Source organism: Phytohabitans sp. LJ34, assembly GCF_052068095.1.
Classification (GTDB): Bacteria; Actinomycetota; Actinomycetes; order Mycobacteriales; family Micromonosporaceae; genus Phytohabitans.
The window spans coordinates 79,794-103,079 of sequence record NZ_JBQHDG010000018.1; the positions used below are offsets into that span (position 1 = coordinate 79,794).

The 23,286-nt window shown below is 71.4% G+C and carries 22 protein-coding genes and 1 pseudogene; 10 read left to right on the forward strand and 13 right to left on the reverse strand.

Annotation, left to right across the window (positions count from 1 at the left end; all coding sequences use genetic code 11):
• The first annotated feature begins 17 nt into the window (after positions 1 to 17).
• Positions 18 to 2,330, forward strand: coding sequence for an ATP-binding protein (locus tag ACTMTJ_RS29430; RefSeq protein WP_441221587.1), 2,313 nt, complete (start codon positions 18 to 20; stop codon positions 2,328 to 2,330).
• Positions 2,331 to 2,333: 3 nt separating this feature from the next.
• On the opposite strand, the gene ACTMTJ_RS29435 is transcribed toward ACTMTJ_RS29430, so the two are convergent.
• From ACTMTJ_RS29435 to ACTMTJ_RS29455, 5 genes and pseudogenes are all read right to left on the reverse strand, one after another.
• Positions 2,334 to 3,080 (reverse strand): ABC transporter permease, encoded by a 747-nt coding sequence (locus tag ACTMTJ_RS29435; protein WP_441221589.1) that lies wholly within the window; start codon positions 3,078 to 3,080, stop codon positions 2,334 to 2,336.
• 70 nt (positions 3,081 to 3,150) lie between these two features.
• Positions 3,151 to 3,822 (reverse strand): annotated as a pseudogene (locus tag ACTMTJ_RS29440) (ABC transporter ATP-binding protein); the annotation flags it as partial.
• A 13-nt stretch (positions 3,823 to 3,835) separates the two neighbouring features.
• Positions 3,836 to 4,561, reverse strand: coding sequence for a hypothetical protein (locus ACTMTJ_RS29445; RefSeq protein ID WP_441221591.1), 726 nt, complete (start codon positions 4,559 to 4,561; stop codon positions 3,836 to 3,838).
• On the reverse strand, positions 4,558 to 5,445 hold the full coding sequence (locus tag ACTMTJ_RS29450; protein WP_441221593.1) for an ATP-binding cassette domain-containing protein: 888 nt from the start codon (positions 5,443 to 5,445) through the stop codon (positions 4,558 to 4,560). Before ACTMTJ_RS29450 ends, ACTMTJ_RS29445 begins: the two co-directional genes overlap by 4 nt.
• Entirely contained in the window at positions 5,442 to 5,795 is a 354-nt protein-coding gene (locus ACTMTJ_RS29455) for a GntR family transcriptional regulator (protein ID WP_441221595.1), read from the reverse strand. The genes ACTMTJ_RS29450 and ACTMTJ_RS29455 overlap by 4 nt, the downstream gene beginning before the upstream one ends.
• A 145-nt stretch (positions 5,796 to 5,940) precedes the next feature.
• On the opposite strand from ACTMTJ_RS29455, the gene ACTMTJ_RS29460 reads away from it, so the two are divergent.
• Genes ACTMTJ_RS29460 through ACTMTJ_RS29475 form a run of 4 tightly spaced genes read left to right on the forward strand, consistent with a single transcriptional unit; the run spans position 5,941 to position 10,366 of the window.
• On the forward strand, positions 5,941 to 6,201 hold the full coding sequence (locus tag ACTMTJ_RS29460; RefSeq protein ID WP_441221597.1) for a hypothetical protein: 261 nt from the start codon (positions 5,941 to 5,943) through the stop codon (positions 6,199 to 6,201).
• A 4-nt stretch (positions 6,202 to 6,205) separates the two neighbouring features.
• Positions 6,206 to 7,102 carry a hypothetical protein gene (locus ACTMTJ_RS29465; protein WP_441221599.1) on the forward strand — a complete coding sequence of 299 codons (897 nt, stop codon included), beginning with the start codon at positions 6,206 to 6,208 and terminating at the stop codon, positions 7,100 to 7,102.
• On the forward strand, positions 7,095 to 9,689 hold the full coding sequence (locus ACTMTJ_RS29470) for an FtsK/SpoIIIE domain-containing protein (protein WP_441221601.1): 2,595 nt from the start codon (positions 7,095 to 7,097) through the stop codon (positions 9,687 to 9,689). Before ACTMTJ_RS29465 ends, ACTMTJ_RS29470 begins: the two co-directional genes overlap by 8 nt.
• Positions 9,686 to 10,366, forward strand: a complete 681-nt coding sequence (locus ACTMTJ_RS29475; RefSeq protein ID WP_441221603.1) for a hypothetical protein — start codon at positions 9,686 to 9,688, stop codon at positions 10,364 to 10,366. The genes ACTMTJ_RS29470 and ACTMTJ_RS29475 overlap by 4 nt, the downstream gene beginning before the upstream one ends.
• On the opposite strand, the gene ACTMTJ_RS29480 is transcribed toward ACTMTJ_RS29475, so the two are convergent.
• Entirely contained in the window at positions 10,349 to 12,349 is a 2,001-nt protein-coding gene (locus ACTMTJ_RS29480) for a protein meaA (protein ID WP_441221605.1), read from the reverse strand. The genes ACTMTJ_RS29475 and ACTMTJ_RS29480 overlap by 18 nt on opposite strands.
• A 64-nt stretch (positions 12,350 to 12,413) precedes the next feature.
• On the opposite strand from ACTMTJ_RS29480, the gene ACTMTJ_RS29485 reads away from it, so the two are divergent.
• Together ACTMTJ_RS29485 and ACTMTJ_RS29490 are read left to right on the forward strand one after the other, a co-directional pair.
• Positions 12,414 to 13,259 (forward strand): ABC transporter ATP-binding protein, encoded by an 846-nt coding sequence (locus tag ACTMTJ_RS29485; protein ID WP_441221607.1) that lies wholly within the window; start codon positions 12,414 to 12,416, stop codon positions 13,257 to 13,259.
• 61 nt (positions 13,260 to 13,320) lie between these two features.
• On the forward strand, positions 13,321 to 14,109 hold the full coding sequence (locus tag ACTMTJ_RS29490; protein ID WP_441221608.1) for an ABC transporter permease: 789 nt from the start codon (positions 13,321 to 13,323) through the stop codon (positions 14,107 to 14,109).
• A gap of 262 nt (positions 14,110 to 14,371) precedes the next feature.
• Here ACTMTJ_RS29490 and ACTMTJ_RS29495 read toward each other — a convergent pair whose 3' ends face one another.
• A complete protein-coding gene (locus ACTMTJ_RS29495) occupies positions 14,372 to 15,226 on the reverse strand; it encodes a 3-hydroxyacyl-CoA dehydrogenase family protein (protein ID WP_441221610.1) in 855 nt (284 codons plus the stop codon).
• Between the two features lie 80 nt (positions 15,227 to 15,306).
• Here ACTMTJ_RS29495 and ACTMTJ_RS29500 point away from each other — a divergent pair, with 80 nt between their 5' ends.
• Positions 15,307 to 15,633, forward strand: a complete 327-nt coding sequence (locus ACTMTJ_RS29500) for a hypothetical protein (RefSeq protein WP_441221612.1) — start codon at positions 15,307 to 15,309, stop codon at positions 15,631 to 15,633.
• On the opposite strand, the gene murA is transcribed toward ACTMTJ_RS29500, so the two are convergent.
• The gene (murA, locus tag ACTMTJ_RS29505; RefSeq protein ID WP_441221614.1) at positions 15,620 to 16,912 is read right to left on the reverse strand and encodes a UDP-N-acetylglucosamine 1-carboxyvinyltransferase; all 1,293 of its coding nucleotides are present in this window, start codon (positions 16,910 to 16,912) and stop codon (positions 15,620 to 15,622) included. The genes ACTMTJ_RS29500 and murA overlap by 14 nt on opposite strands.
• Before the next feature lie 64 nt (positions 16,913 to 16,976).
• Between murA and ACTMTJ_RS29510 the strand changes: the two genes are divergently transcribed.
• Both ACTMTJ_RS29510 and ACTMTJ_RS29515 read left to right on the forward strand, forming a co-directional pair.
• Positions 16,977 to 17,537: a cob(I)yrinic acid a,c-diamide adenosyltransferase gene (locus tag ACTMTJ_RS29510; RefSeq protein ID WP_441221615.1), complete on the forward strand. Its 561-nt coding sequence runs from the start codon at positions 16,977 to 16,979 to the stop codon at positions 17,535 to 17,537.
• Positions 17,534 to 18,613, forward strand: a complete 1,080-nt coding sequence (locus tag ACTMTJ_RS29515) for a hypothetical protein (protein ID WP_441221617.1) — start codon at positions 17,534 to 17,536, stop codon at positions 18,611 to 18,613. Before ACTMTJ_RS29510 ends, ACTMTJ_RS29515 begins: the two co-directional genes overlap by 4 nt.
• Before the next feature lie 227 nt (positions 18,614 to 18,840).
• On the opposite strand, the gene ACTMTJ_RS29520 is transcribed toward ACTMTJ_RS29515, so the two are convergent.
• The 5 genes from ACTMTJ_RS29520 to ACTMTJ_RS29540 all read right to left on the reverse strand — a co-directional run bounded on the left by ACTMTJ_RS29520 (position 18,841) and on the right by ACTMTJ_RS29540 (position 23,279).
• Positions 18,841 to 19,278, reverse strand: a complete 438-nt coding sequence (locus ACTMTJ_RS29520; RefSeq protein WP_441221618.1) for a DUF2550 domain-containing protein — start codon at positions 19,276 to 19,278, stop codon at positions 18,841 to 18,843.
• A gap of 10 nt (positions 19,279 to 19,288) precedes the next feature.
• Entirely contained in the window at positions 19,289 to 19,570 is a 282-nt protein-coding gene (locus ACTMTJ_RS29525) for a F0F1 ATP synthase subunit epsilon (protein WP_441221620.1), read from the reverse strand.
• Between the two features lie 85 nt (positions 19,571 to 19,655).
• Positions 19,656 to 20,792 carry an LCP family protein gene (locus ACTMTJ_RS29530; protein ID WP_441221873.1) on the reverse strand — a complete coding sequence of 379 codons (1,137 nt, stop codon included), beginning with the start codon at positions 20,790 to 20,792 and terminating at the stop codon, positions 19,656 to 19,658.
• A 118-nt stretch (positions 20,793 to 20,910) separates the two neighbouring features.
• The gene (gene atpD, locus ACTMTJ_RS29535; RefSeq protein ID WP_441221622.1) at positions 20,911 to 22,350 is read right to left on the reverse strand and encodes a F0F1 ATP synthase subunit beta; all 1,440 of its coding nucleotides are present in this window, start codon (positions 22,348 to 22,350) and stop codon (positions 20,911 to 20,913) included.
• Positions 22,350 to 23,279, reverse strand: coding sequence for a F0F1 ATP synthase subunit gamma (locus tag ACTMTJ_RS29540; RefSeq protein ID WP_441221624.1), 930 nt, complete (start codon positions 23,277 to 23,279; stop codon positions 22,350 to 22,352). The genes atpD and ACTMTJ_RS29540 overlap by 1 nt, the downstream gene beginning before the upstream one ends.
• Positions 23,280 to 23,286: the final 7 nt, after the last annotated feature.

Consider the following 23,286-nt stretch of genomic DNA (forward strand, 5'->3'; position numbering starts at 1 on the left):
AGACAACAGGAGAGCGCGTGCGCGAGGGCCGGCCGATCGTGCTGATCGCGGTGACCTCGGGTCTCCTGTCGGTGATGCTGGCCGTGGCGGTAAACGTTGCCACCGGCGGCACGCTGCCCGGCCCACTCAGCGGTGTCTCCTGGCTGGCCTGGCCGGCGGTGGCGCTGCTCGGCGCGATCACCGTCGCGTTGGCGATCTTGCAACAGCCCCCGGGGGCGAAGCCCACCGTCTCCGTCCCGCGCGAGCTGCCGGCCGCCGTCACGACGTTCGCCGGCAAGTCCGACCTCGCCGCGGTCAACCGGGTGCTCGCCGACGGCTGCCGCGTGCTCGCTGTGTCCGGCCCGCCGGGCGCCGGCAAGTCCACTCTGGCCCTGCACGTCGCGCACGAACGCGTCGAAAAGTACCCGGACGGGCAGCTCTTCGCGACCCTCCGCGGCGCCGACCCCGACCCGGACCCAGTGGCGCCGGAGGAGGTGCTCACCCGCTTTCTGGAGCGGCTCGGCGTGCCCGAAGACGAGCGGCGCGGCGGCCTGGACGACCTGGCGGCCCGCTACCGTTCGGCGATCGCCGACCGCCGGATGCTCATCGTGCTCGACAACGCCCGCAACGCGGCCCAGGTGCTCCCGCTGCTGCCCGGCGGCCCGGGCTGCCTGGTGCTGATCACCAGCCGGCCGATCATCGCCAACCTTCCGCACGCCGTCTCGCACCCGCTCGGCGGCCTCGACGAGGCGGACGCGCGGGAGCTGTTCACGCGGGCGGCGAGCGACGCGCGCGTGGAAGCCGACCCGGATGGCGTCGCCCGAATCGTCCAGCTGTGCGGCGGCCTCCCGCTGGCCGTGCGCATCGCCGCCGCGCGGCTCAAGGCCCGGCCCGCGTGGACGCCGAGCGACCTGGCCGACCGGCTCGCCGACGAACGCCGCCGCCTCAGGGAGCTGGAGCACGAGGATCTCGCCGTGCGCTCCAGCTTCGAGGCGTCCTACAGTGAGCTGTCCGATGTGGACCGCGTGGTGTTTCGCCGCGCCGGCTCTCACCCGGGCCGCGTCTTCGGCCCGGCCGCGGCGGCAGCGCTGGCACAGCTCGACGAGGCCACCACGTCGGCGTCGCTGGAGCGGCTCGTCGACATGCACCTTGTCGAGTCGCCGGCGCCAGACCGCTACCGGCTGCACGACCTGCTCCGCCTCTTCGCACAGGGGCGCCTCTCCGACGAGGAACGCGAGTACACTCCGGCGTCCTATCTGGACTGGCTCGCCGCGCACGCCGCCACCGAGGAGCGGGACAACATCGTCGCCGGCGTACGCCACGCGGTGGCGGTCGGTGCGTACGAGGCGGCCTGGACGATCGTCGACACCGTGCACCCGCTGCTCACCGACTCGGCCGACCACCCGGACCGCCTCGCGCTGTGGCGGGAGGCGGCGGTCGCCGCGGCCGCGCTCGGTGACGAGGCACGGCGCGCCAGGGCCCTGCGCTGGGTGTCGTCCGCCTACCGCAACGCGGGCGAGGTGACGCGCGCGCTGGAGCCGGCCACGGAGGCCGTCGCCATCGCCGAACGGCTCGGTGACCGCGCCGCCGAGGCCGAGGCGCTCACCGTGTACGGCGAGTGCCTGCGCGACCTCAGCCGCTTCGACGACGCGCGGTCCGCATTGGAGCGGGCGCTCGACCTCTTCGTCGAGTTGGGCGACGTCGACGAGGAGGTCGAGGCACGCGTCGCACTCGGCACGCTCTTCAACACGACGTGGCAGCCCGAGCTCGCCGCACCGGTGCTGGAGCGCGCCCGCGAGCTGATGCCCACCGCGCAGGACCACCGTCGACCGTGGACACTGCTCGGGCTGGGTACCGCCTATCGGTTCACCGGCCGGCGGCGCGAGGCGGTCGCGCTCAACGCCCAGGCGCTGGAGCTGGCGCGGGATGGCAACGACCGCTTCGCGTACGGCTTCGGGCTGATCGAGCGCGGCTGGCTCGCCTTCGACGAGCGGCGATACGACGACGCCAACCGCGACATGCGCGCCGCACTGGAGCTCTTCGAAGCGATCCGCCAGGGCATCGGGATCGGCCTGGCACACCAGGCGATGGGCGAGATCGCCGCGGAGGCCGGGCGCCCCGCCGAGGCCGTGACGGCGTACGACGCGGCGATCGCCCAGTTCGAGCGGCTCCGCGACCCGGTGCGCAGCGGGCGGACGCGGCTGCTGCGCGCCCACGCGCTGGCTGATCTGGGTCGCGAGGCGGAAGCGCGGACGGAGTGGCGCGCGGCCGAGGCGCTCATCGGCGACACCTACCTGCCCGACGCGGCCCGCCGCCGGGAGAGCCTCCAGGAGCGCCTAGAGGGCTGGTAGGAGTCACTCCCAGCGAAACAGGCGGGCGGCCAGGGCGCCGGCCGCGAGCACGTAGCCCACCATCACGACAAGGTGGAGCGCGGACGGAAACGTGCCGGTCCACGCGTCCTGCATCGCCTGCGAGGCCGCACCCAGCGGGGTGAAGTCGCTGACGCGGCGCAGGCCGTCCGGCATGACCGGGCCGGGGGTCCAGACGCCGGCGAAGAAGAGCATCGGGAAGTACACGAGCATGCCGATCCCGGTGGCGGTCTTCGCGCGCGGCGCTACCGCGGCGATCAGCAGGCCCACGGCGAACATCGCGGCCGTGCCGAGCACCAGCGCGGCCAGGAAGCCCAGCACCTGCCGGGGCAGGTCGACGCCGAACGCGGCCGCGCCAACCGCCACGGCCAGCACGACCGCCACGAGGGTGGCGACGCCGTTGACCAGGAGCTGCGCGCCGAGCAGCTTGACCGGGCCGACCGGCGTGGCGGCGAGCCGGCGCAGCACGCCCCGCTCCCGGTATGTCGCCATGTAGGTCGGCAGCACGCTCACGCTCGTCGTGCAGATCGCCATCGCGAGCACGATCGGCACGTAGATGTCGATCGGGCGCAGGCCGTCGAGGTCGTCGGCCACGTCCCGGAAACCGGGGATCGCGAAGCCGAGCAGGAGCAGCAGCACCGCGGGAAACGCGACGCCCATGACGACGCCCATCGGGTCTCGCACAAAGAGCTTGGACTCCACAATGGTCAGTCGTACGACTGCGGTGGACATGGCGCTACACCCCGATCTCGTGGCCGGTGAGGGCCAGGTAGGCGTCTTCGAGCGTGGCCCGGTCGAGGCCGCGCTCGGCCTGGAACTTGGCGGTGAGGGCGGCCGGCGTGTCGACCGCCACGGTGCGGCCGCCGTCGATCACGGCGACCCGGTCGCAGAGGCGCTCGGCCTCGTCCATGAAGTGCGTGACGAGCACGACCGTGACGCCCCTGTTGCGGACGCTCTCGATCAGCGCCCACGTCTCCCGGCGGGCCGCCGGGTCGAGCCCGGTGGTCAGCTCGTCGAGCACCGCCACCCGGGGGTCGCCGACGAGCGCGAGCGCGATGGAGAGCCGCTGCTTCTGCCCGCCGGAAAGCGTGCCGTAGCGGGCGGTGCGCCGCGCGGACAGTCCCAGCACGTCGAGCAGCTCGCGCCAGTCGGCCGGCTCGCGGTAGAAGGAGCTGTACAGCTCCAGCGCCTCCCACACCCGGATCCGCTCGGGCAGCTCGCTCTCCTGGAGCTGTACGCCGACGAGCTCGCGCAGCGCGGCGCCGTCGCGGTCCGGGTCCTTTTCGAGTACCCGCACGGCGCCCCCGTCGCGCCGGCGCAAGCCGCTGAGCAGCTCCACAGTGGTCGTCTTGCCCGCGCCGTTGGGGCCGAGGATCCCGAAGATCTCGCCACTGTCCACTGTGAACGACACGTCCGACACAGCGACGGTGTCGCCGTACCCCTTGCGTAGGTTGGAAATCTCGATGACCGGCATGGTCCCTCCCCGTTCAGCCGGAAACCTTCTTGATGGCGACCGCGCGGATGAGCGCGAAGTTGACGAACCAGGCGGCGGCGATGGCCGCTGCCGCCATGAGCACGCCGGCCGGCAGCGGCGGGCGGTCGACGCCGAGCCCGTTGTTGATGGCGTAGCCGGCCCAGAGCGAGTCGAAGCCCATCTCGGTGACCACAGCCGGCAGGAGCGTCACCGGGATGAGGACGATGCCCCACCAGGTGCCGAACCGGTAGAAGCAGGTGCTCATGAGCCAGCCGCAGCACAGGTAGGTGATAGCGACGAAGAACTCGGCGACCAGCTGGGTCAGCCCGTCGCCGACGGACCGCACCGGGTACGGGTCGGCGAGGTTGCCCATGAGGTCGGCGGCGGAGTAGACGGAGTACTCGAAGACGTAGCCGAGCGTCATGAGGACCGCGTACAGGCCGGCGACCACGAGGATGAAGATCGAGGCGCCGTAGGCGAAGTCGCGGCGGGTGACCCCGTTGCCCACGTACACCGGGAGGTGCACCGTCGTGAGCATCACGCCGACGGCAAGCAGGAAGTACTTGGGGGCCGAGCCGCCGGAGGTGGCCCAGATGCTGACGTCGGTGTCTCCGGCCGTCACGATCGCGATGACGATCGCCGCGTAGACGGGGATCATGATGGCCCAGTAGCCGACGACCATCTGCACGCTGGAACGCAGCTGGGCGCGCGAGACGATCGAGGCGGTGTTGGTGGTCATCGGTGCGCCTCCGCGCCCTCGTGTGCGGTCAGGTGGACGAAGAGATCCTGGAGCCCGACCGGCCCCAGGTCGAGGCCGGCCGCGCGGGCGCGGGTCCGCTCCTCGTCGGTGAGCTGGCCGTAGACCGTGGTCGAGCGGGTGCCGCCCAGCCGCTGGTCGCCCAGCACCGTGCGGCCCACGGTGAACGCCTCCACCGCGTCGGCCGGCCCGGTGACGGCGACGCCCCGGCCGCGCAGCGCCTCGGTCTCGTCGTGCGCCACAAGGCGGCCCTTGTCGATGATCACGACCTCCTCGAAGAGGGAGCCGACCTCCTCGATCAGGTGCGTCGAGACGATGACCGTGCGCGGGTGTGCCATGTAGTCGCTGAGCACCTCGTCGTAGAACGCGTAGCGCGAAGGGGCGTCCATCCCCAGGTAGGACTCGTCGAAGATGGTCAGCGGCGCCCGCGCGGCCAGGCCGATCGTGACGCTGAGCGCCGACTTCGCACCCCGCGAGAGGGCGCTGATGCGCTTCTTCAGCGGCAGGTCGAAGCGCTCGACCAGGGCTTGCGCGTACTCCTCGTCCCAGTTGGGGCGCAGCGCTCGGGCGGTCCGCAGCACCTTTCGCACGCAGTCGCCGTCCTGCGCGTCGACCCTGTCGCGCACGAAGCAGATCTGCCGGGTGAGGGCCGCGTTTTCGAAGGGCTCGGCACCGTCGACGTGCACCGCGCCGCCGCTCGGCCGGCGAAACGCGGCCACGACCGACAGCACGCTGGTCTTGCCCGACCCGTTGCGCCCGAGGAGCCCGTAGATCTTGCCGCCGTCGAGCTTGAGCGTCAGGCCGTCGACGGCGACCGTGTCGCCGTATCGGACGGTGAGGTCGTTGACCTCCAGGGACAGCGTCACTTCGCCCCCTCGATCCGGCGCACGATCTCGTCCAGGGAGATGCCGATCACGCGAGCCTCGGTGATCATGGCGTCGACGACCTCCTCGAAGAAGCGCTCGCGCCGCTGGCCGCGCAGCTTCTCGCGGGCGTCGGGGCTGACGAACATGCCGATCCCGCGCCGCTTGTAGAGGACGCCCTCCTCGACGAGCTGCTGGAAGCCCTTGGCCGCGGTGGCGGGATTGATCCGGTAGAAGCTCGCGTACTGGTTGGTGGACATGACCTGCTCGTCCTCCCCAAGTGCCCCGCTCAGGATGTCCTCTTTGATCTTGTCGGCGATTTGCAGATAGATCGGACTCCGGTCGTCGAACACGGGAGCACCTCAAGGTTCTTAGGTTCATTACTTGACTGATGAACCGTAGCACCGAAGAACCACAGACCGCAACGGCGGGGCGATTCAGGTAAATAGGACGAATGCGGATACGATTGCACCGTTTGTCCGGGCAAGGGGGTACCCAGTGGCGAGCGTCGCCGAGGTGAAAGCGGCCATCGATGCCGCGATGCAGCATGTGCAGGAGGGTCAGGAGGCCGTCCGGGCGGCCAACGAAAAGCTCGGCGAGGCGCAGCTCAGCCTCGCCGCGGCGGTCGAGGGCAGCGGGCACGAGTCGGTCACCTCCGCACAGGCCGCGCTCGCGCAGGCCGCCACCGAGCTCGAGGACTGCCTCAGCGCCACGCTCGGCGCGATGGAGCAGGCCCAGCAGTACGCCGCCGCCTTGTGATGTCATGAGTTCCCTCTTGCACGCGCTGGCGTACCGGATCCAGGAGGTCGGCGAGGAGCTTCCGGTGGGTCAGGTGGCGACCGCCGCCGACCGGCTGCGTACCGCCAACGGACTGCTCGCCTGGGTGATGCGGGCCAGCGCCACGGCCGCCCCCACGCCGACGCTCACCGCCGCCGGCGAGCACCTCGACCACGCCGCCGGCGCGATGATCGCCGCCCGGGAGGCGCTCACCGGTTACCTCGTCTCGATCGGGCTGCCACGCGACGCCGTACCCCCGCCGGACAAGGACTGGCACGCGGCGCTGGCACCGGCCGCGCCACGGCGACCGGCCGCGGAGGCCGGGCCCCCGACGCTCACCCACTTCTGGGCCGACCGGGTGGACGAGCTGACCGAGCGGTCAGGCAGCCGCCCGGAGCGGGGCGCGGAGTCCACGGTGGACCTTCTGCACCGCTGCGCCAAGGCGGTGCCGGACGAGGACCGGGCCCGCCTGCGCCGGGAGCTGGTCGCGGTGGACCCGGCCGTGGGTCTGGCACTGTCCGCGGTGGCGCCGGCGCCGCTGCGCTTCCTCGCCGCGGAGCTGCTCGGCCATCCACCCTCCAAAGAGGACCTTCCCAGTGTACGGAAGGAGGTTCTCCCCCGCGTCCGCAAGCTGCTGCCGGCGGTCGAGGAGGTGGTGGTCGACGAGCTGCTGGCCCGCGCCTGCTACGCCCCGCCGCCGGAGCGTAAGGCGGACGAGCGCACGCACCCGGTGGACGCGGCGGTCACGGCCGCGGTGCTCGTCGGCATCCTGTTGCGCGCCACCGACCGGGAGCCGGACGAGCTGGCCAAGGTGACCGAGGAGCTTCGCAAGGCCGAGGAACGTGACGCCAAGGAGCGCGAGGAGAAGGAGCGCCGTGGCTAGCGGTCGGCAAGGGATCGTGGCTGGAGTGCGGCGGGACCTCGCGGCGGCGCGCGGCCTGGCCCGGGCGTCGCTGGCCGCTGCCGAGGTGGCCCGCGACGAGGCGCACTACGAGCGGGACGAGGCGCACGCCCAGCACAGCGAACGGCTCGCCGCCCTGGCCGCCGCGCGTGCGGCGGCCCGGCGGGAGATCCGGGAGCACTTCGAGCTCACGGCCGGCACGATCGCCGAAGACCTGGCGGCCGTCGCCGCGTCCTGCGCACCCGGTGCGGCGGGTGCGTCGTGGCGCACCTGGCGCCCCACCGAGCCGGAGCGCGGGCGGCGTCCCGGGCTCTTCCGCATCGGGACGCTGGGGCAGGAGCCGATGGCCGCGACCATCCCCGCGCTCGTGCCGCTGCTCGACCTGGCCCACCTCTCCTTCACCGGCAATCCATCCACTGTGGACGGCGTGATCGCCGGACTGCTCCTGCGCGTGCTCGGCAGCACGCGTCCCGGCGAGGTGCGGCTCACCGTGTACGACCCCGAGCAGCTCGGCGGCAGCCTCGCCGGGTTCGCGCCGCTGGGCAACGCGGACCTGCTCACGTTCGTGGGGCCGGGCGGGCTGACCGGGATGCTCGACGACCTGGTGGAGCAGATCCGCCGCATCAACGAGAGCGTCCTGGCCGGCGAGTACGCGTCGCTGGCCGAGCTGACCGCCGCCACCGCCGCCCGCCGGCCCGAGCCGTGGCGGCTTGTCGTGCTGCTCGGCGACGCGGCCACCGCCGCCGACCTCACCACCGCCCAGCAGGCCCAGCTCGACCGCATCGTGCGTACCGGCGTCGCCTGCGGCGTGCACGTGCTCGCCCGTGGGCTGCCGATGGAGGCACACCCCACTGTGGAGCACGTCGCCGTGCACGGAAGCACGGCCGCCTGCGGTACGACGGGTGACCTGCCGGTGCGGCTCGACCCGCCGCCCGCCGCCGACCGCATCGCCGCGGCCTGCCGGGAGCTGGCCGAGCTGCTGCTGGCCGGGCCGCCACCCGCGCAGTTCGCCGACCTGGCGCCGGAAAAGCTCTGGACCGAGTGCTCGGCCACCGGGCTGGCCGCCCCGCTCGGCGACGGCCCGGACGGCGAGCTGGTCGAGGTGCTGCTCGGCGACGACCCACCGCACGCGCTGATCGGCGGCCCCTCCGGCTCCGGCAAGACGAACCTCGTCTACGCCTGGCTCGGCTCGCTCACCGCCCGGTACTCCCCCGACGAGCTGGCGCTGTACCTGCTCGATTTCAAGGAGGGCGTGTCGTTCGCCCGCTTCGCCCCGGGGCGGCGGGACCCGAGCTGGCTGCCCCAGGTGCGGCTGGTCGGCGTCAACGTCAACGGCGACCGCGAGTTCGGGCTGGCGTTGCTGCGACATCTCGGCGAGGAGCTGCGCCGCCGGGCGCACGCCGCCAAACGCCACGAGGCCACCAAGCTCGCCGAGCTGCGCTCCGAGGACCCGAGCGGGCACTGGCCGCGGATCGTGGCGGTGATCGACGAGTTCCAGGTGCTGCTGGCCGGCCGCGACGCGATGGCCACCGAGGCGGTCGGCCTGCTGGAAGACCTGGCCCGGCGGGGCCGCTCGCAAGGCATCCACCTCGTGCTCGCCTCGCAGGACGTCTCCGGCATCGAGGCACTGTGGGGACGGTCCGCGCTGGTCGCCCAGTTCACGCTCCGGATCGCGCTGCCCAAGGCGCGCCGCATCCTCGCCGACACCAACCTCGCCGCCGACGTGATCCCCCGCTTCCACGCGGTGGTGAACGCCGACTCGGGGGTGCCCGACGCCAACCGCATCGTCCGCCTGCCCGACGCCAGCGACCGGGGCGCGTGGCGGGCTTTGCAGGAGAAGCTGTGGCACGCCCGCCCCGAAGGCCTGGAGCCACCGCGCCTTTTCGACGGCGACGCGATACCGCCCTACTCCTGCCCCGCGGACGTCGACGGTGCCGTGCTCGGGGAGACGATCGACGTACAGCCCCGGCCGGCGGTGCTCCGCCTGCCCCGCGCGCCCGGCCGCAACCTTGCCGTGCTGGGCACACGCGTGGAGGAGGCGTGCGCGGTCCTGGGCGCCGCCGGCCGCTCACTGGCCACGATGGACGATGACGCGCGGTTCAGCGTCGTATGCCTCGACGACGACGCCTCCGTCTCGGCCGGCCTGCTGCACGCCGCGCTGCCCGGCGCCCGCTGGTACGACGCGGACACCGCCGGCGAGCTGCTCGCGGAGCTGACCGACGCGCCCGCCGGGCCGCCGCACTACGTCATCGGGTACGCGTGGGACGCCGCCGCCGGGCGCCTGCCGGCGCTGCGCGAGGTGCTGGCCCGCGGACCCGAGCGGCACATACACGTGCTCGGCTGGTGGCGCGGCGTCAGCCGGCTCCGCGACGACCTCGGCGGGGTGGGCGCCCGCTTCGACGCGATCGGTGCGTGGGTGGCTCTCGACGTGCACGGCAACGAGCTGTCGCCGCTCTCTCCCCAACCGGGCGGCCCCGCCTGGTATCCGCGCCCGCACCGCGCGCTCTTCTTCGACCGGGCGGTGCACCGCGCGCCGGAGGTCATCATCCCGTACGAGGTGGGCTCGTGACGGTACGCGAGTACCGGCGGCTCGTGGAGGCGCTCGCGGTGGCGGCGAGCCAGCGGGACGCGGAGCTGGCCGCCGCCGAGCGCACCTACCAGGAGTGCGCGGGTGCGGCCGCGACACACCTGGCCCGGGCGGACGCGGCCGCGTTCGAGGCGGACCGCCGGACCGGCGCGGCCGCGGCCGCCGTGGTCGAGGTGGACCGGGAGGCGGCGCGGCTCTGGGACGAGCTGCGCCGGAGCGCCGGCTGGTGGGCGCGGGTGCGGCGCCTGGGCGAGCTGCCGCCGCCCGCTCGGGCCGGCGACCTGCCGGACGGACCACCGGGAGAGCTGCTCGACGGCGCCGCCAAGCGGATCGACAAGGTGCGGCGCGGGGCACCCCGGGCGCCGCTGCCACGGTGGCTTCTGCCGCTGCTGCCGCCGCTCGGCGCGACCGCCGCGACGATGACCGGGCTGGTCGCCGGCGGGCTCGTCACGCTCGCCCACTTCGAGTCCGAGCTGGCCTGGCCGCTGCGCCTGCTGGGCTGGCTCGCGTTTCTGATCGCCCCGTTCACCGGGGTGCCGCCGGCGGCGCTCTGGGTCGGGCGCCGGTTCGGCAGCCGCCTCGACACCGGCGCCATCGGGCTCATCGTGCTCGGCGGCATGGCGGCGGGGTGCGGCCTGTCGCTACTCTTCGCCCGCTAGGCCGTTCGCCGCGCGCACCACGGTCACGAGCTCGTCCATGATGGACGTCAGGGCGAAGTCGCGCGGGGTGAAGACCCTTGCCACGCCGGCTTCGCGGAGCTTGCCGGCGTCGGCGGGCGGGATGATGCCTCCGACTACCACCGGCAGGTCCGCGCGCCCGGCCGCCTTCAACCCGTCGAGCACGGCGGGCACGGCCGCCAGGTGCGACCCGGAGAGCACCGACAGCCCGACGATGTCGACGTCTTCCTCGACCGCGGCGGCGACGATCTGCGCCGGCGTCAGCCGGATCCCTTGGTACACCACCTCGAAACCGGCGTCCCGGGCGCGTACCGCGATCTGCTCGGCGCCGTTGGAGTGCCCGTCGAGACCGGGTTTGCCGACCAGCAGGCGCAGCCGCCCGGTGCCGAGGTCGCGCGCGGTGCGACTTACCCGCGCCCGCACATCCGAGAGCGTGGCGTCCTCCCGCATCGCGGCCGAGGCGGAGAGCCCGGTCGGCGCCCGGTACTCGCCGAAGACCTCGCGCAGCGCGCCGGCCCACTCGCCGGTGGTCACGCCGGCCCGTACACAGTCGAGCGTCACGGGCATCAGGTTTCCGGTGCCCGCGGCCGCGGCGCGCAGCGCGGCGAGCGCGGCGTCCACAGTGGATTGGTCACGGCCGGCGCGCCAGGCTCGCACCGCCTCGGCGGCGGCCCGCTCGGCCGCCGGGTCGACCTGCTCGATGGCCTCGGCGCCGGAGGCGGTGAGCGGGGACGGCTCGGTCTCGGTGAACCTATTGACGCCGACCACCACGTCGGAGCCCGCCTCCAGCCGGCGACGCCGCTCGGCGAGCGAGGCGACCAGCGCGCTCTTGAGGTAGCCGGTCTCCACCGCCGCCACCACGCCGCCCAGGTCGAGGATCTTCTCCAGCTCCACCCGTGCACCGTCCACGATGGAGCCGACGAGCGCCTCGACGACGTGCGAGCCGTCGAAGAGGTCGGGGTACTCGAGCAGGTCAGACTCGTACGCCAGCACCTGCTGCATGCGCAGCGACCACTGCTGGTCCCACGGGCGGGGCAGGCCGAGCGCCTCGTTCCACGCCGGCAGCTGCACGGCCCGCGCCCGCGCCGTGCGGGAGAGCGTCACGCCGAGCATCTCCAGCACGATCCGCTGCACGTTGTTTTCCGGCTGGGCCTCGGTCAGGCCGAGCGAGTTGACCTGCACGCCGTACCGGAAGCGGCGCTGCTTGGGGTCGGCCACGCCGTACCGCTCGCGGGTCAGGTCGTCCCACAGCCGCGCGAACGCCCGCATCTTCGCCATCTCCTCGACGAAGCGCACGCCCGCGTTGACGAAGAACGAGACCCGCTGCACCACGTCGCCCGTCCGCTCGGGCGGCACCTGGCCGCTGTCGCGCACCGAGTCGAGGACCGCGACGGCGGTGGCGAGCGCGAAGCCCACCTCCTGCACCGGCGTCGCGCCCGCCTCCTGAAGGTGGTACGAGCAGACGTTGACCGGGTTCCACTGAGGAGCGTTCGCCACCGTCCAGGCGATCGTGTCGGTGGTGAGCCGGAGCGAGGGGCCGGGCGGGAAGATGTAGGTGCCGCGGGACAGGTACTCCTTGACGACGTCGTTCTGCGTCGTGCCGGTCAGTCCGGCGGTGGGTGCGCCCTGCTCCTCGGCCGCGACCACGTAGAGGGCGAGCAGCCACATCGCGGTCGCGTTGATGGTCATCGAGGTGTTTGCCTCGGCCAGCGGGATGCCGGCGAAGAGCGCGCGGGCGTCGCCGAGGTGCGCCACCGGCACGCCGACCCGCCCCACCTCCCCTGCGGCGAGCTCGTGGTCCGGGTCGTACCCGGTCTGGGTGGGCAGGTCGAAGGCGACCGAGAGACCGGTCTGCCCTTTGGCCAGGTTGCGCCGGAAGAGCGCGTTGGTCGCGGCCGCCGACGAATGACCGGCGTAGGTCCGCATGACCCAGGGCCGGTCCCGCTCGGGGAGGCGACTCTCCATACGAGCATCCTAAGTTACCGTTCAGTCACTTTGGCTGGTGAAAATGGCCACTACTGTGTCTGCCATGGAATTCGCGATCTCGGCGCACGGGCTGCGCAAGTCGTACGGCGACATCGCCGCCGTCGCCGGGCTCGATCTGGAAGTACGGCACGGCGAGGTCTTCGCCCTCCTCGGCCCGAACGGGGCCGGCAAGACCACGACGGTGGAGATCCTGGAGGGCTACCGCAAGCGCGACGGCGGCGAGGTGCGGGTTCTCGACCACGACCCGGCCGCCGCGAACGCCGAATGGCGCGCCCGGGTGGGGATCGTGCTCCAGGGCACCGGCGAGTTCGAGGAGCTGACCGTCGGCGAGCTCGTGCGTCACTTCGCCGCGTTCTACCCCAAGCCCGACGACCCCGACGAGGTGATCGCGCGCGTCGGGCTGACCGGCAAGGCGAAGGCGCGCACGCACGGCCTCTCCGGCGGGCAGAAGCGGCGGCTCGATGTCGCGCTCGGCATCGTCGGCCGCCCCGAGCTGCTCTTCCTGGACGAGCCGACGACCGGCTTCGACCCGGAGGCACGCCGGGAGTTCTGGCAGCTGATCCGCGAGCTCAACACCGCCGGCACCACGATCATGCTGACCACCCACTACCTCGACGAGGCCGAGGCACTCGCCCATCGGGTGGGGGTGATCGCGGGCGGGCGGCTGGTCGAGGTCGCCGAGCCGAGCCGGCTGGGCCACCGGGAGCAGGCGCCTGCCACAGTCTCGTGGCGTACCCCCGATGGCACGGTGGAGTCCGCGGAGAGCGACACGCCGACGGCGCTGGTGGCCGAGCTGGCCGCGCGCTTCGACGGCGAGATCCCCGGCCTGACCGTCACCCGTCCCACGCTCGAAGACGTCTACCTGCGCATGATCGGAGCGGCAGCGTGAGCGAGCGCGGCAGGCGACGCCTACCCACGACGACGGTGAGCGAGCGAAGGACGGCGGCACAGTGAGCGTGGACCTCGCCCGGCGGCAGGGCATCGTCGAGCTGAAGCAGTTCACGCGCAGCCGCGAGGCGGTCGTCTTCACGATGGCGTTCCCGGTCATCATGATCTTGATCTTCGCCTCGATCTTCGACGGCGACATCGCGCCGGGGGTCAAGTTCACGCAGTACTTCATCACCGGCATGATCGCGACCGGCCTAATGACGGTCGGCTTCCAGAGCCTGGCCATCCAGATCCCCATCGAACGCGACAAAGGGGTCCTCAAGCGCTACCGCGGCACACCGATGCCCAAATGGGTCTACTTCGCCGGCAAGGTGCTCATGGTGGCCGGCATCGGCGTGGCGGAGGTGGCGATCCTGCTGGCCGTCTCGATCGCCCTCTTCGACCTGGAGGCCCCCGCGTCGGCGGGCAAGTGGTTCACGTTCGCCTGGGTCTCGATCCTCGGGCTGAGCGCCTGCACGCTGTGCGGCATCGCCTTCTCGTCGGTGCCCCGCAACGCCCGCGGCGCCACCGCGGTCGTCACCCCGGTGGCGCTGGTGCTCCAGTTCATCTCGGGCGTGTTCTTCGTCTTCACCGACCTGCCGGTGTGGATGCAGCAGGTCGCCGCGATCTTCCCGCTCAAGTGGATGTGCCAGGGCCTGCGCTCGGTCTTCCTCCCCAACTCGTTCGCCGCCGCCGAGCCGGCCGGCAGCTGGGAGCTGGGCAAGGTCGCGCTGATCCTGGCCGCCTGGTGCGTGGTCGGCCTGGTCCTCTGCGTCCGCACCTTCAGCTGGCAAAACAAGTACAGCCGCTAGGCCCCTCACAACAAAAGATTTGAGCTACCGCGACGTCCGCGGTGGTCCGGACCGCTGCTCCCGCGGCCTCACCCTCCGCGCCACACGACCATCGTGCGGAGAGAGCGGCGCGGCGCCTAAAGTGCGGCGCCGCGCCCACCACTCGCCTGCGCTATCCCGACGGTCGGAGCGCTTGAAGGGTAACCGCGACCAACGGCGGATGGGTGAGGCCGCGGGAGCGACGGTCTGGACCACGACGGACGTCGCGGTAGCTCAAATGAATTTAGGCCTTGTAGTCGTAGAAGCCCTTTCCTGTCTTGCGGCCCAGGTCGCCGGCGGTGACCATGCGCTGGAGCAGCTCCGGCGGGAAGAACTTCTCGTCGGCGGTGTCGGTGTAGATGTTGCGGGTGGCGTGCAGCAGCACGTCGACGCCGGTCAGGTCGGTGGTGGCGAGCGGGCCCATCGCGTGGCCGAAGCCGAGCTTGCACGCGACGTCGAGGTCTTCCGGCGAGACCACGCCCGACTCGACGAGCTTGACCGCCTCGACCACCAGCGCGGCGATCAGGCGCGTGGTCACGAAGCCGGCGATGTCGCGGTTGACCACCACGCACGTCTTGCCGATCTCCTCGGCGAAGGCCCGCGCGGTGGCGAGCGTGGCGTCCGAGGTCTTGTATCCGCGGACGAGCTCGCAGAGCTTCATCATCGGCACCGGGGAGAAGAAGTGCGTGCCCACGACCGACTCGGGCCGTTGGGTGGCGGCGGCGATCTGGGTGACCGGGATGGCGCTCGTGTTGGTCGCCAGCACCGCCTCGGGTCCGCAGATCTTGTCGAGCTGGCGAAACACCTCCTGCTTGACGTCGAGCCGCTCGAAGACCGCCTCGACCACGATGTCGGCCTCGGCCGCCGCCTCGAGGTCGGTGGTCGTGGTGACGCGTCCCAGCGCGGCCTCGACGTCGCCCGGCTCGATCGTGCCCTTGCTGGCGAACTTCTCCAGCGAGCGCCGGATGCCCTCCACGCCCCGCCGCGTCGCGGTGTCATCAAGGTCACGAAGGGTAACCGTCCAACCGGCCCGCGCCGCTACCTGGGCGATGCCCGAACCCATCAGACCGGCCCCGATGACCGCCAGTCGACCCGCCATGCTCTCACTCCTCAACTCGTTCCCTGTGGATGGATGCTAAACGACCATTCAGGATGACCTTGAGGTGTCACACTGACGCCATGGCGCTGGCCGACAGCTGGTACCTGGTCGGGCCGCTGATCGCGTTCGCGGTCGTGGGTGTGATGGCCGCCGTGCTGCGCTGGGCCCTCGCGCGGGACCAGCTCCAGGCGACACCCCCACTGGCCGACGACTTCGGGCTGCTGCGGGTGGCCGCGCTCGTCGACCGGCTGGAGATGGCCCAGGCGGTGCGGAGCACGCTGCGGCAGGCCGGCATCCGCTCCACGTTCTCGACCGGGCTGGACGGGCTCATCAAGATCCTCGTGTTTCCGGACGACGCCGGACGGGCGCGGCGGGTGCTGGAACGCGACTCCTCTACTGGAACGTGAAGGTCGGCTCCTCGGGCGCCGCGACCCGCTCGACCTTGACGCCCATGGCCCGGAGGTTCGGCACGAAGTCCGGGTAGCCGCGGTCGATGTGGTGCACGTGGGAGACCTCGGTCATCCCGTCGGCGCAGAGTGCGGCCATCACCAGCCCGGCGCCGGCCCGGATGTCGGTGGCCCGCACCGGCGCGCTGGAAAGCCGCTCCCGCCCCTGCACGACCGCGTGGTGCCCGTCGGTGCGGATGTCGGCGCCGAGCCGGACCATCTCGTTTACGAACATGAAGCGGCCGTCGAAGATGTTTTCGGTGACCAGCGAGGAACCGTCGCTCACCGCGGCGAGGCCGATCGCCATCGGCAGGAGGTCGGTCGGAAAGCCTGGAAACGGCAGCGTGACCACGTCGACCGCGGTCGGCCGCCGGTCCATCTGCACCCGAAACGCGTGCGGCCGGGTCTCCACCAGCCCACCCGCCGAGATCACCTTGTCGAGGGCGATCTCCAGGTGGGCGGGGTCGACGCCGGTCACGGTGACGTCTCCCTGTGTCATCGCCGCGCCGAACGCCCACGTGCCGCCCACGATGCGGTCGCCGATGGTGGCGTGACGCACCGGGCGCAGCTCGCGCACACCCTGCACGCGGAGCGTGGACGTGCCGGCCCCCTCGATGCGCGCGCCCATCTCGGTGAGCATCGTGCAGATGTCGACGATCTCCGGCTCGCGGGCCACGTTGTCGATGACCGTCTCACCACGCGCCAGCACGGCCGCCATCAGCAGGTTTTCGGTCGCGCCCACGCTCGGGAAGTCGAGCCAGATCGTCGCGCCGCGCAGCCCGCGCGGCGCCGAGGCGATGACGAAGCCGTGCTCGCCGGTGATCTCCGCGCCCATCCGGGCCAGGCCGTCGATGTGCATGTCGAGCCCGCGCGCGCCGATCGCGTCGCCACCGGGGTGGGCCACCCGCACGAACCCGCGCCGGGCCAGCAGCGGGCCGAGCACGCAGATCGAGGCGCGCAGCCGGCGCACGAGGTCGTAGTCGGCCTCCGTGCCGGTCTCCTCCGGCACGTCGATCGAGACCTCGTCGCCGGCGTACTCCACCGTGCAGCCGAGCCGCCGCAGCACCTCGCCCATGATCGCGATGTCCGTGATGCGAGGGATGTTGCTCACCACGCTCCGGCCGGGCGCCAGCAGCGCCGCCGCCATCAGCTTGAGAGCCGAGTTCTTGGCGCCGACGACGTGTACCTCGCCCGCCAGCCGCGCCCCACCGAGCACCTGGATCACATCCACGTCGGCCATCGTAGAAGCCCCGCCCGCTGCCGTGTCGGCGGCGGTGAGCGCTGACGGTCGTACGCTAAGGCTCATGGCCGTCCACCTCACCCGGATCTACACGAAAGCCGGCGACACCGGCACGACCCGGCTCGTCAACAACGAGAAGGTGTCGAAGACCCACCCGCGCATCTCGGCGTACGCCGACGTGGACGAGTGCAACGCCGCGATCGGGGTCGCGCTCGCGCTGGGGCAGCTCGCCGACGACGTGCGGGAGGTGCTCTCCACTGTGCAGAACGACCTCTTCGACGTGGGCGCCGATCTGGCGAATCCCTCGTCGGAGCCGGGGCTCAGGGTGACCGAAGCGTATGTGACCCGCCTCGAGGGCTGGTGCGACGACTTCAACGCGCGACTGTCCACACTCGACTCCTTCGTGTTGCCGGGTGGCACACCGGGTGCCGCGCTGCTGCACGTGGCGCGCACGGTCGCGCGCCGCGCCGAGCGTGCGGCGTGGACGCTCGTGGAGACCGATCCCGAACGAACCGGCACCCTCCCGGCAAAGTATCTCAATAGGCTGTCGGATCTGCTGTTCATCCTGGCGAGAACGGCGAATCCCGACGGCGACGTGCTCTGGGTGCCGGGCGCCAATCGATGAGACGTGGAGCGCTGGTCTTCGGTGTGCTGGCGCTCGTGTCCTGCTCATCGCCCTCGTCACCCTCGTCGCCGCAGGCTTTGACCTGGCGGGAGGTCACCTTCCCAGCCGCCGGCGCCACCGTCCAGGACGTCGCCTTCTGCGACGATCACTGGCTCGCGGTGGGTGGGCTGGCGACCGGACCCGCGGCTTGGCGGAGCACGGACGGCACGACCTGGACCGCGGTGCGGCTCGCGCCCGTCAGCTTCTACGGCAGACAGAGCACGATTTCCACGGTCGCCTGCCGGGGCGCCGACGCCGTGGCGGTGGGCGCCGCGTCGGGCGGTGCGCACGGCAACCCGCGCACGAGCACGTGGCGCAGCCGCCCGGACGGGAGCTGGCTGGAGTACGAGCCGGCGTTCACCCAGTTCGGCGGACAGGACTCGGTCGGTGTCGGCGCGGCCGCCGCCTCACTGGCCCCACCCGCCACGTGGGCGATCGTCGGCAACTGGCTCGGCCCCGACGGCTCCCCCGGCCCCGCGCTGTGGCATTCGGCGGACGGGGCGACCTTCGAGCGCTCGCTCGTCGCGCCGGGATCGTCCGCCCGTGGCACGGACGTGGCACCCCTGCCGGGTGGCGGCTGGCTGGTGGCCGGCGAGGCGTACGGGGCCACGCTCACCGGCGCATCCTGGACCTCCGAGGACGGCGCGACGTGGGCTCCGGTCCCGGTGGGCGGCCCGCTCGCGCTGGTCACCCCGCACGGCGACGGCACGCTGGGCGTCGGCCCGGCCGGCGCGTGGTGGTTCGACGGCAAGACCTGGCAGCGACGCGGTGGCTTCGGCGACGCGGGCGGCTGGCGCTTCCTGAGCCTGGCCGCCGCCTCGCCCGGCGGGCTGGCGGTCGTCACGGCCGCCACCGGCTCCACATGCCGCATGTGGACCACGCGCGACGGCGGCACGACCTGGGCGGAGGCCACGATGCCGGTGTCCCTGCCGGTGACGGCCGAGACGGTCGCCGCGATCGCCGTGCACGGCGACACCGTGCTCCTGGCCACGGATGACGGCACGGATGCCCGCCTCTGGCTCACGACCGCGCCGTAACACTCGTGCGCCGTTTCTCCGGGCTCGTCGGTTGGCTATCGCCAGATGTTCGTCGCGGCAGCCCGAGTCTCTGTCTTGAGTAGATCTTGTCCTGAGCTACCGCGATGTGCGTCGTGGTCCGGACCGCTGCTCCCGCGGCCTCACCCGATAGACGGGGCAGCTCGACAGCATGGCCGCGCGATACGCGGGGTCCGGGGCGCTGGAGCGAGCGGGACCGAGAAGGATGGCTAGTGGGTGGCTAGAAACGAGGAGACCGCCCCGGGTGGGGCGGCCTCCAGCCACGACATGAAGCCTGTCACCGTCGACTTGGCCATGGCGATCTCGACGGGCGCCTGGTGGCTGACACAGCGCAGGATCACCCAGTCGGCGGGCATGCTCATCAGCTCTTGGCCCTCGGGCTTGCGCCGCCGCTCGACCACCAGGCCGTTGCGGGAGAGGCGGCGCTTGGGGCGGATGGCGAGGCTGAGAAAGCGGTAGAAGCGCAGCTCGTCACCGACGAAGCGGCCGATGCCGGGTGACCAGCCGCGGCCATCGAGCATTGTGGACACGCGCAGACTCAGCCTGATGGTGCCGGAGCCGGCCATGAGGGCACGGCGGACGAACAGGATCGCCACGAAGGCGAGCAGGATGAGAACGCCGACCCCGATCCACTCCAAGACCAGCATCGGCGCGCCGTCAGCGGGCGGCTGGAGTGGCCTGCTCGGCGCTCTCGGCGAGCACCGTCACGCCCTGGTCCGTTATGGAGAGGAAGCCGCCGGCCACGTCGTAGGCGATCTCCTCGCCGCCGGAGACCTTGACCCGGACCTGGCTCGGCTCGGCCAGCTGGCCGAGCAGTGGCGCGTGGCCGGGGAGCACACCCAGCTCACCCTCGGTGGTCCGCGCGACGAGCATCTCGGCCTCGCCGGACCAGACCTTTTCCTCGACGGCTACGACCTCGACGTGCAGCTGGCTTGCCACGCTGTCTCCTCGGCAACTCTGGGGATTACAGCGAGTCTAGTCAGCCGACCGGCACCCGCCCCCACGAGGGTGGCGTGTAACACAGTCACTTGTTGACGAGCTCGGGGTGCGAGGCCATGAACGTATCGACGGTGTCGCGCCGCACCGCGTCGAAGAAGTCTTCGGACGGAGGCAGGAGCCGCTCGCCGCGGTAGTTGCTGCCCTTGCCCACGCCTTCACCCGGCAGCTTGACCATGGTGATCGAGCTGGAACGGATATTGCGCAAGGTGATGGCGTAGTCGACCACGCTGTGGCCGCGGCCGTTGAAGGTCAGCGACTGCCCGGCGGCGCGCAGCACGCTGTCGAGCTTGAGCGGGTTGGTCACCACGTCCTTGCTGAACGCCTGGTCGACCATCGCCTTCAAGAACTGCTGCTGGTGGCGCTGCCGCACGTAGTCGCCGCCGACCGTCTTGCGCTGCCGCACGATGTCGAGCGCCTCCCAGCCCTTGAGGTGGTGGGTGCCCTTCTTGTAGAGCTTTTGCGAGCCCACGTAGCCGTCGCCCCTCGGGTTGCCGTCGCGGCCGCTGCCGTCCGGCTTGAGGTGCTCGGAGCGGATGTCCATGTCGAGGGTCATCGTCACCCCGCCCATGGCGTCGACGATCTTGCGAAAGCCCTGGAAGTTGACGATCGCGCCGGCGTCGAACCGCTTGATCCCGGTGTAGCGGGTGATGGTCATGGCCAGCAGCTCGAAACCCTTCGCCGAGTCGGGCTTTTCCTGGCCGGGCACGCGGCTGCCGTACGCCATCGCGGCGTTTATCTTGTCGCGCCCGCCCCCGAAGTCAGCCTTCGGAAAGGGTGGGATCTCGACGAGCAGGTCGCGCGGGAGCGAGAAGAGATACGCCCGGTCGTGCGCGTCGGGCACGTGCAGGATGAGGATCGAGTCGGAGCGGGGCGGCTCGTTGGGGTTGTCGAGCCGGGGGTCGATGCCGACCAGCAGGATGTTGAGCGGGCCCTTGATGTCGGTCTTCGGCTCTTCGGACGCGGCGGCCTGGTCGCCGAACAGGTCTGCGGTCTTGACCGAGCCCTCGTAGCGGGAAAGCAGCACCTCACTGGCTAGCAGCGTGCCCCCGCTGCCCAGGACGAGCAACGTGCCGAAAATGGTGCACAGCACGGCCCATCTGGGCAGTCGACGCTTAGCCTTGCCCAACTCGACCCTCCCATCACGGATCCCCTCTACAGGTATGACGGATCAGAGGGCGTGAAAGTGTGCTACCCAAAATTAGCCCGGCATAGACCGAGGCGCCCGCCGGATATGGCGGACGCCTCGGGCCGAACAGGTGCAGAACACCCCGAAAGAAGGATCAGTCGTTCTTCATCAGCTCGCGGGCGTTGCGCTCCAGGTCATCGAGGCCGCCGCACATGAAGAAGGCCTGCTCGGGGAAGTGGTCGTACTCGCCCTCGCTGATCTTCTTGAACGCCTCGACGGTGTCCTTGATCGGCACGAAGGAGCCCTCGATGCCGGTGAAGACCTTCGCCGCGTAGGTGTTCTGCGACAGGAAGCGCTCGATCCGGCGGGCCCGGCCCACCGTGATCTTGTCTTCTTCGGAGAGCTCGTCCATGCCGAGGATCGCGATGATGTCCTGGAGGTCCTTGTAGCGCTGGAGGATCCGCTTGACCTCGGACGCCACCGTGTAGTGCTCCTGCCCCACGAACTCGGCGGCGAGGATGCGGGACGACGACGCCAGCGGGTCGACCGCCGGGTAGATGCCCTTGTCGGAGATCGACCGCTCCAGGTTGGTGGTCGCGTCCAGGTGGGCGAACGTGGTGGCCGGCGCCGGGTCGGTGTAGTCGTCGGCGGGCACGTAGATCGCCTGCATCGAGGTGATGGCCTGGCCGCGGACCGAGGTGATCCGCTCCTGGAGCTCACCCATCTCGTCCGCCAGCGTCGGCTGGTAACCCACCGCCGACGGCATGCGGCCGAGCAGCGTGGAGACCTCGGAACCGGCCTGGGTGAACCGGAAGATGTTGTCGATGAAGAGCAGCACTTCCTGCTTTTGCACGTCGCGGAAGTACTCGGCCATCGTCAGCGCCGACAGTGCCACCCGGAGGCGGGTGCCCGGCGGCTCGTCCATCTGGCCGAAGACCAGCGCGGTCTTGTCGATGACGCCGGTCTCGGTCATCTCCAGGATCAGGTCGTTGCCCTCGCGGGTGCGCTCGCCGACGCCGGCGAACACCGAGGTGCCACCGAAGTTGTTGGCGACCCGGATGATCATCTCCTGGATGAGCACCGTCTTGCCCACGCCGGCGCCACCGAAGAGGCCGATCTTGCCGCCCTTCACGTACGGGGCGAGCAGGTCGAGCACCTTGATGCCGGTCTCCAGCATCTCGGTCTTCGGCTCGAGGTCGGCGAACGCCGGCGGCTTGCGGTGGATCTCCCAGCGGTCCTTGATCTCGAGCTTCTCGCCCTCCTTGAGGTTGAGGCACTCGCCGATCGCGTTGAACACGTGGCCCTTGGTGGCGTCGCCGACCGGCACCGAGATGCGCGCGCCGGTGTCGCGCACCTCGGCGCCCCGGACCAGGCCGTCGGTGGGCTGCATCGAGATCGCGCGGACCAGGTTGTCACCCAGGTGCTGGGCGACCTCCAGGGTCAGCGTCTTGTCACCCTCGGCGAGCGACACGTCGACATGCAGCGCGTTGAAGATCTCGGGCATCGCGTCGCGCGGGAACTCGGCGTCGACGACCGGGCCGATGACCCGGACCACGCGGCCCGTGGCGGTCTTGGTCTCTGCTGGAGCAGTCATCACACATCACTTCCCGCCGCGGCGAGCGCGTCCACGCCGCCGACGATCTCGCTGATCTCCTGGGTGATCCCGGCCTGACGCGCGGAGTTCATCTGGCGCGTGTAGCTCTGGATCATGTCTTCCGCGTTGTCCGTCGCGCTCTTCATCGCGCGCCGGCGGGCCGCCGACTCGCTCGCCGCCGAATCGAGCAGGGCGGCGTAGATGCGCGTGTTGATGTACTTGGGCAGCAGCGCGTCGAGCAGCGCCTCCGCCTCCGGCTCGAACTCGTACGCCGGGAGCAGACCCTCCGACCGGGGCCGGTCCTCGACCTCCATAGGACCGATGATCCGGGTTGTCGGCGCCTGCGTCATCAGCGACTTGAACTCGGTGTACACGATGTGCAACTCGTCAACGCCCTGCACGCCATCCGGACCGGAGTGGTCTTCGCCGTCGTCCGCGCCGTGGATGAACGCCTTGATCAGCGTCTCACCCACCTCGCGCGCGTCCGCGAACGCCGGCTGCTCGGAGAAGCCGGTCCAGCTCGCCTCGATCGGCCGGTTGCGGAACCGGTAGTACGTCACGCCCTTGCGGCCGATGACGTACAGGACCGGCTCCTTGCCGTCTTCTCGCAGGCGCGCCATCAGCGACTCGGCCGTCTTGATCGCGTTCGAGCTGTAGCCGCCGGCCAGGCCGCGGTCGCTCGTGATGAGCAGCACCCCGGCCCGCCGCACCTGGGGGCGCGCTGTCAGCAGCGGGTGGTCGACGCTGGCGTTCGACGCGAGCGCCGTCAGCACGCCGGTGATGGCCTGGGCGTACGGCAGGGAAGCCGCCACCCGTGCCTGGGCCTTGGCGATGCGGCTCGTCGCGACGAGCTCCATCGCCTTGGTGATCTTCTTCATCGACTTCGCCGAGCGGATCCGTTGACGAAGAACGCGAACCTGGGCCGCCATCGATCGT

Coding starts and splice junctions, on each gene's coding strand:
- ACTMTJ_RS29515 (WP_441221617.1), top strand. CDS start 17,534: ATGAGACGTGGAGCGCTGGTCTTCGGTGTGCTGGCGCTCGTGTCCTGC.
- ACTMTJ_RS29480 (WP_441221605.1), bottom strand. CDS start 12,349: ATGGAGAGTCGCCTCCCCGAGCGGGACCGGCCCTGGGTCATGCGGACC.
- ACTMTJ_RS29500 (WP_441221612.1), top strand. CDS start 15,307: ATGGCGCTGGCCGACAGCTGGTACCTGGTCGGGCCGCTGATCGCGTTC.
- ACTMTJ_RS29540 (WP_441221624.1), bottom strand. CDS start 23,279: ATGGCGGCCCAGGTTCGCGTTCTTCGTCAACGGATCCGCTCGGCGAAG.
- ACTMTJ_RS29510 (WP_441221615.1), top strand. CDS start 16,977: ATGGCCGTCCACCTCACCCGGATCTACACGAAAGCCGGCGACACCGGC.
- ACTMTJ_RS29445 (WP_441221591.1), bottom strand. CDS start 4,561: ATGACCACCAACACCGCCTCGATCGTCTCGCGCGCCCAGCTGCGTTCC.
- murA (WP_441221614.1), bottom strand. CDS start 16,912: ATGGCCGACGTGGATGTGATCCAGGTGCTCGGTGGGGCGCGGCTGGCG.
- atpD (WP_441221622.1), bottom strand. CDS start 22,350: ATGACTGCTCCAGCAGAGACCAAGACCGCCACGGGCCGCGTGGTCCGG.
- ACTMTJ_RS29435 (WP_441221589.1), bottom strand. CDS start 3,080: ATGTCCACCGCAGTCGTACGACTGACCATTGTGGAGTCCAAGCTCTTT.
- ACTMTJ_RS29485 (WP_441221607.1), top strand. CDS start 12,414: ATGGAATTCGCGATCTCGGCGCACGGGCTGCGCAAGTCGTACGGCGAC.
- ACTMTJ_RS29465 (WP_441221599.1), top strand. CDS start 6,206: ATGAGTTCCCTCTTGCACGCGCTGGCGTACCGGATCCAGGAGGTCGGC.
- ACTMTJ_RS29520 (WP_441221618.1), bottom strand. CDS start 19,278: ATGCTGGTCTTGGAGTGGATCGGGGTCGGCGTTCTCATCCTGCTCGCC.
- ACTMTJ_RS29495 (WP_441221610.1), bottom strand. CDS start 15,226: ATGGCGGGTCGACTGGCGGTCATCGGGGCCGGTCTGATGGGTTCGGGC.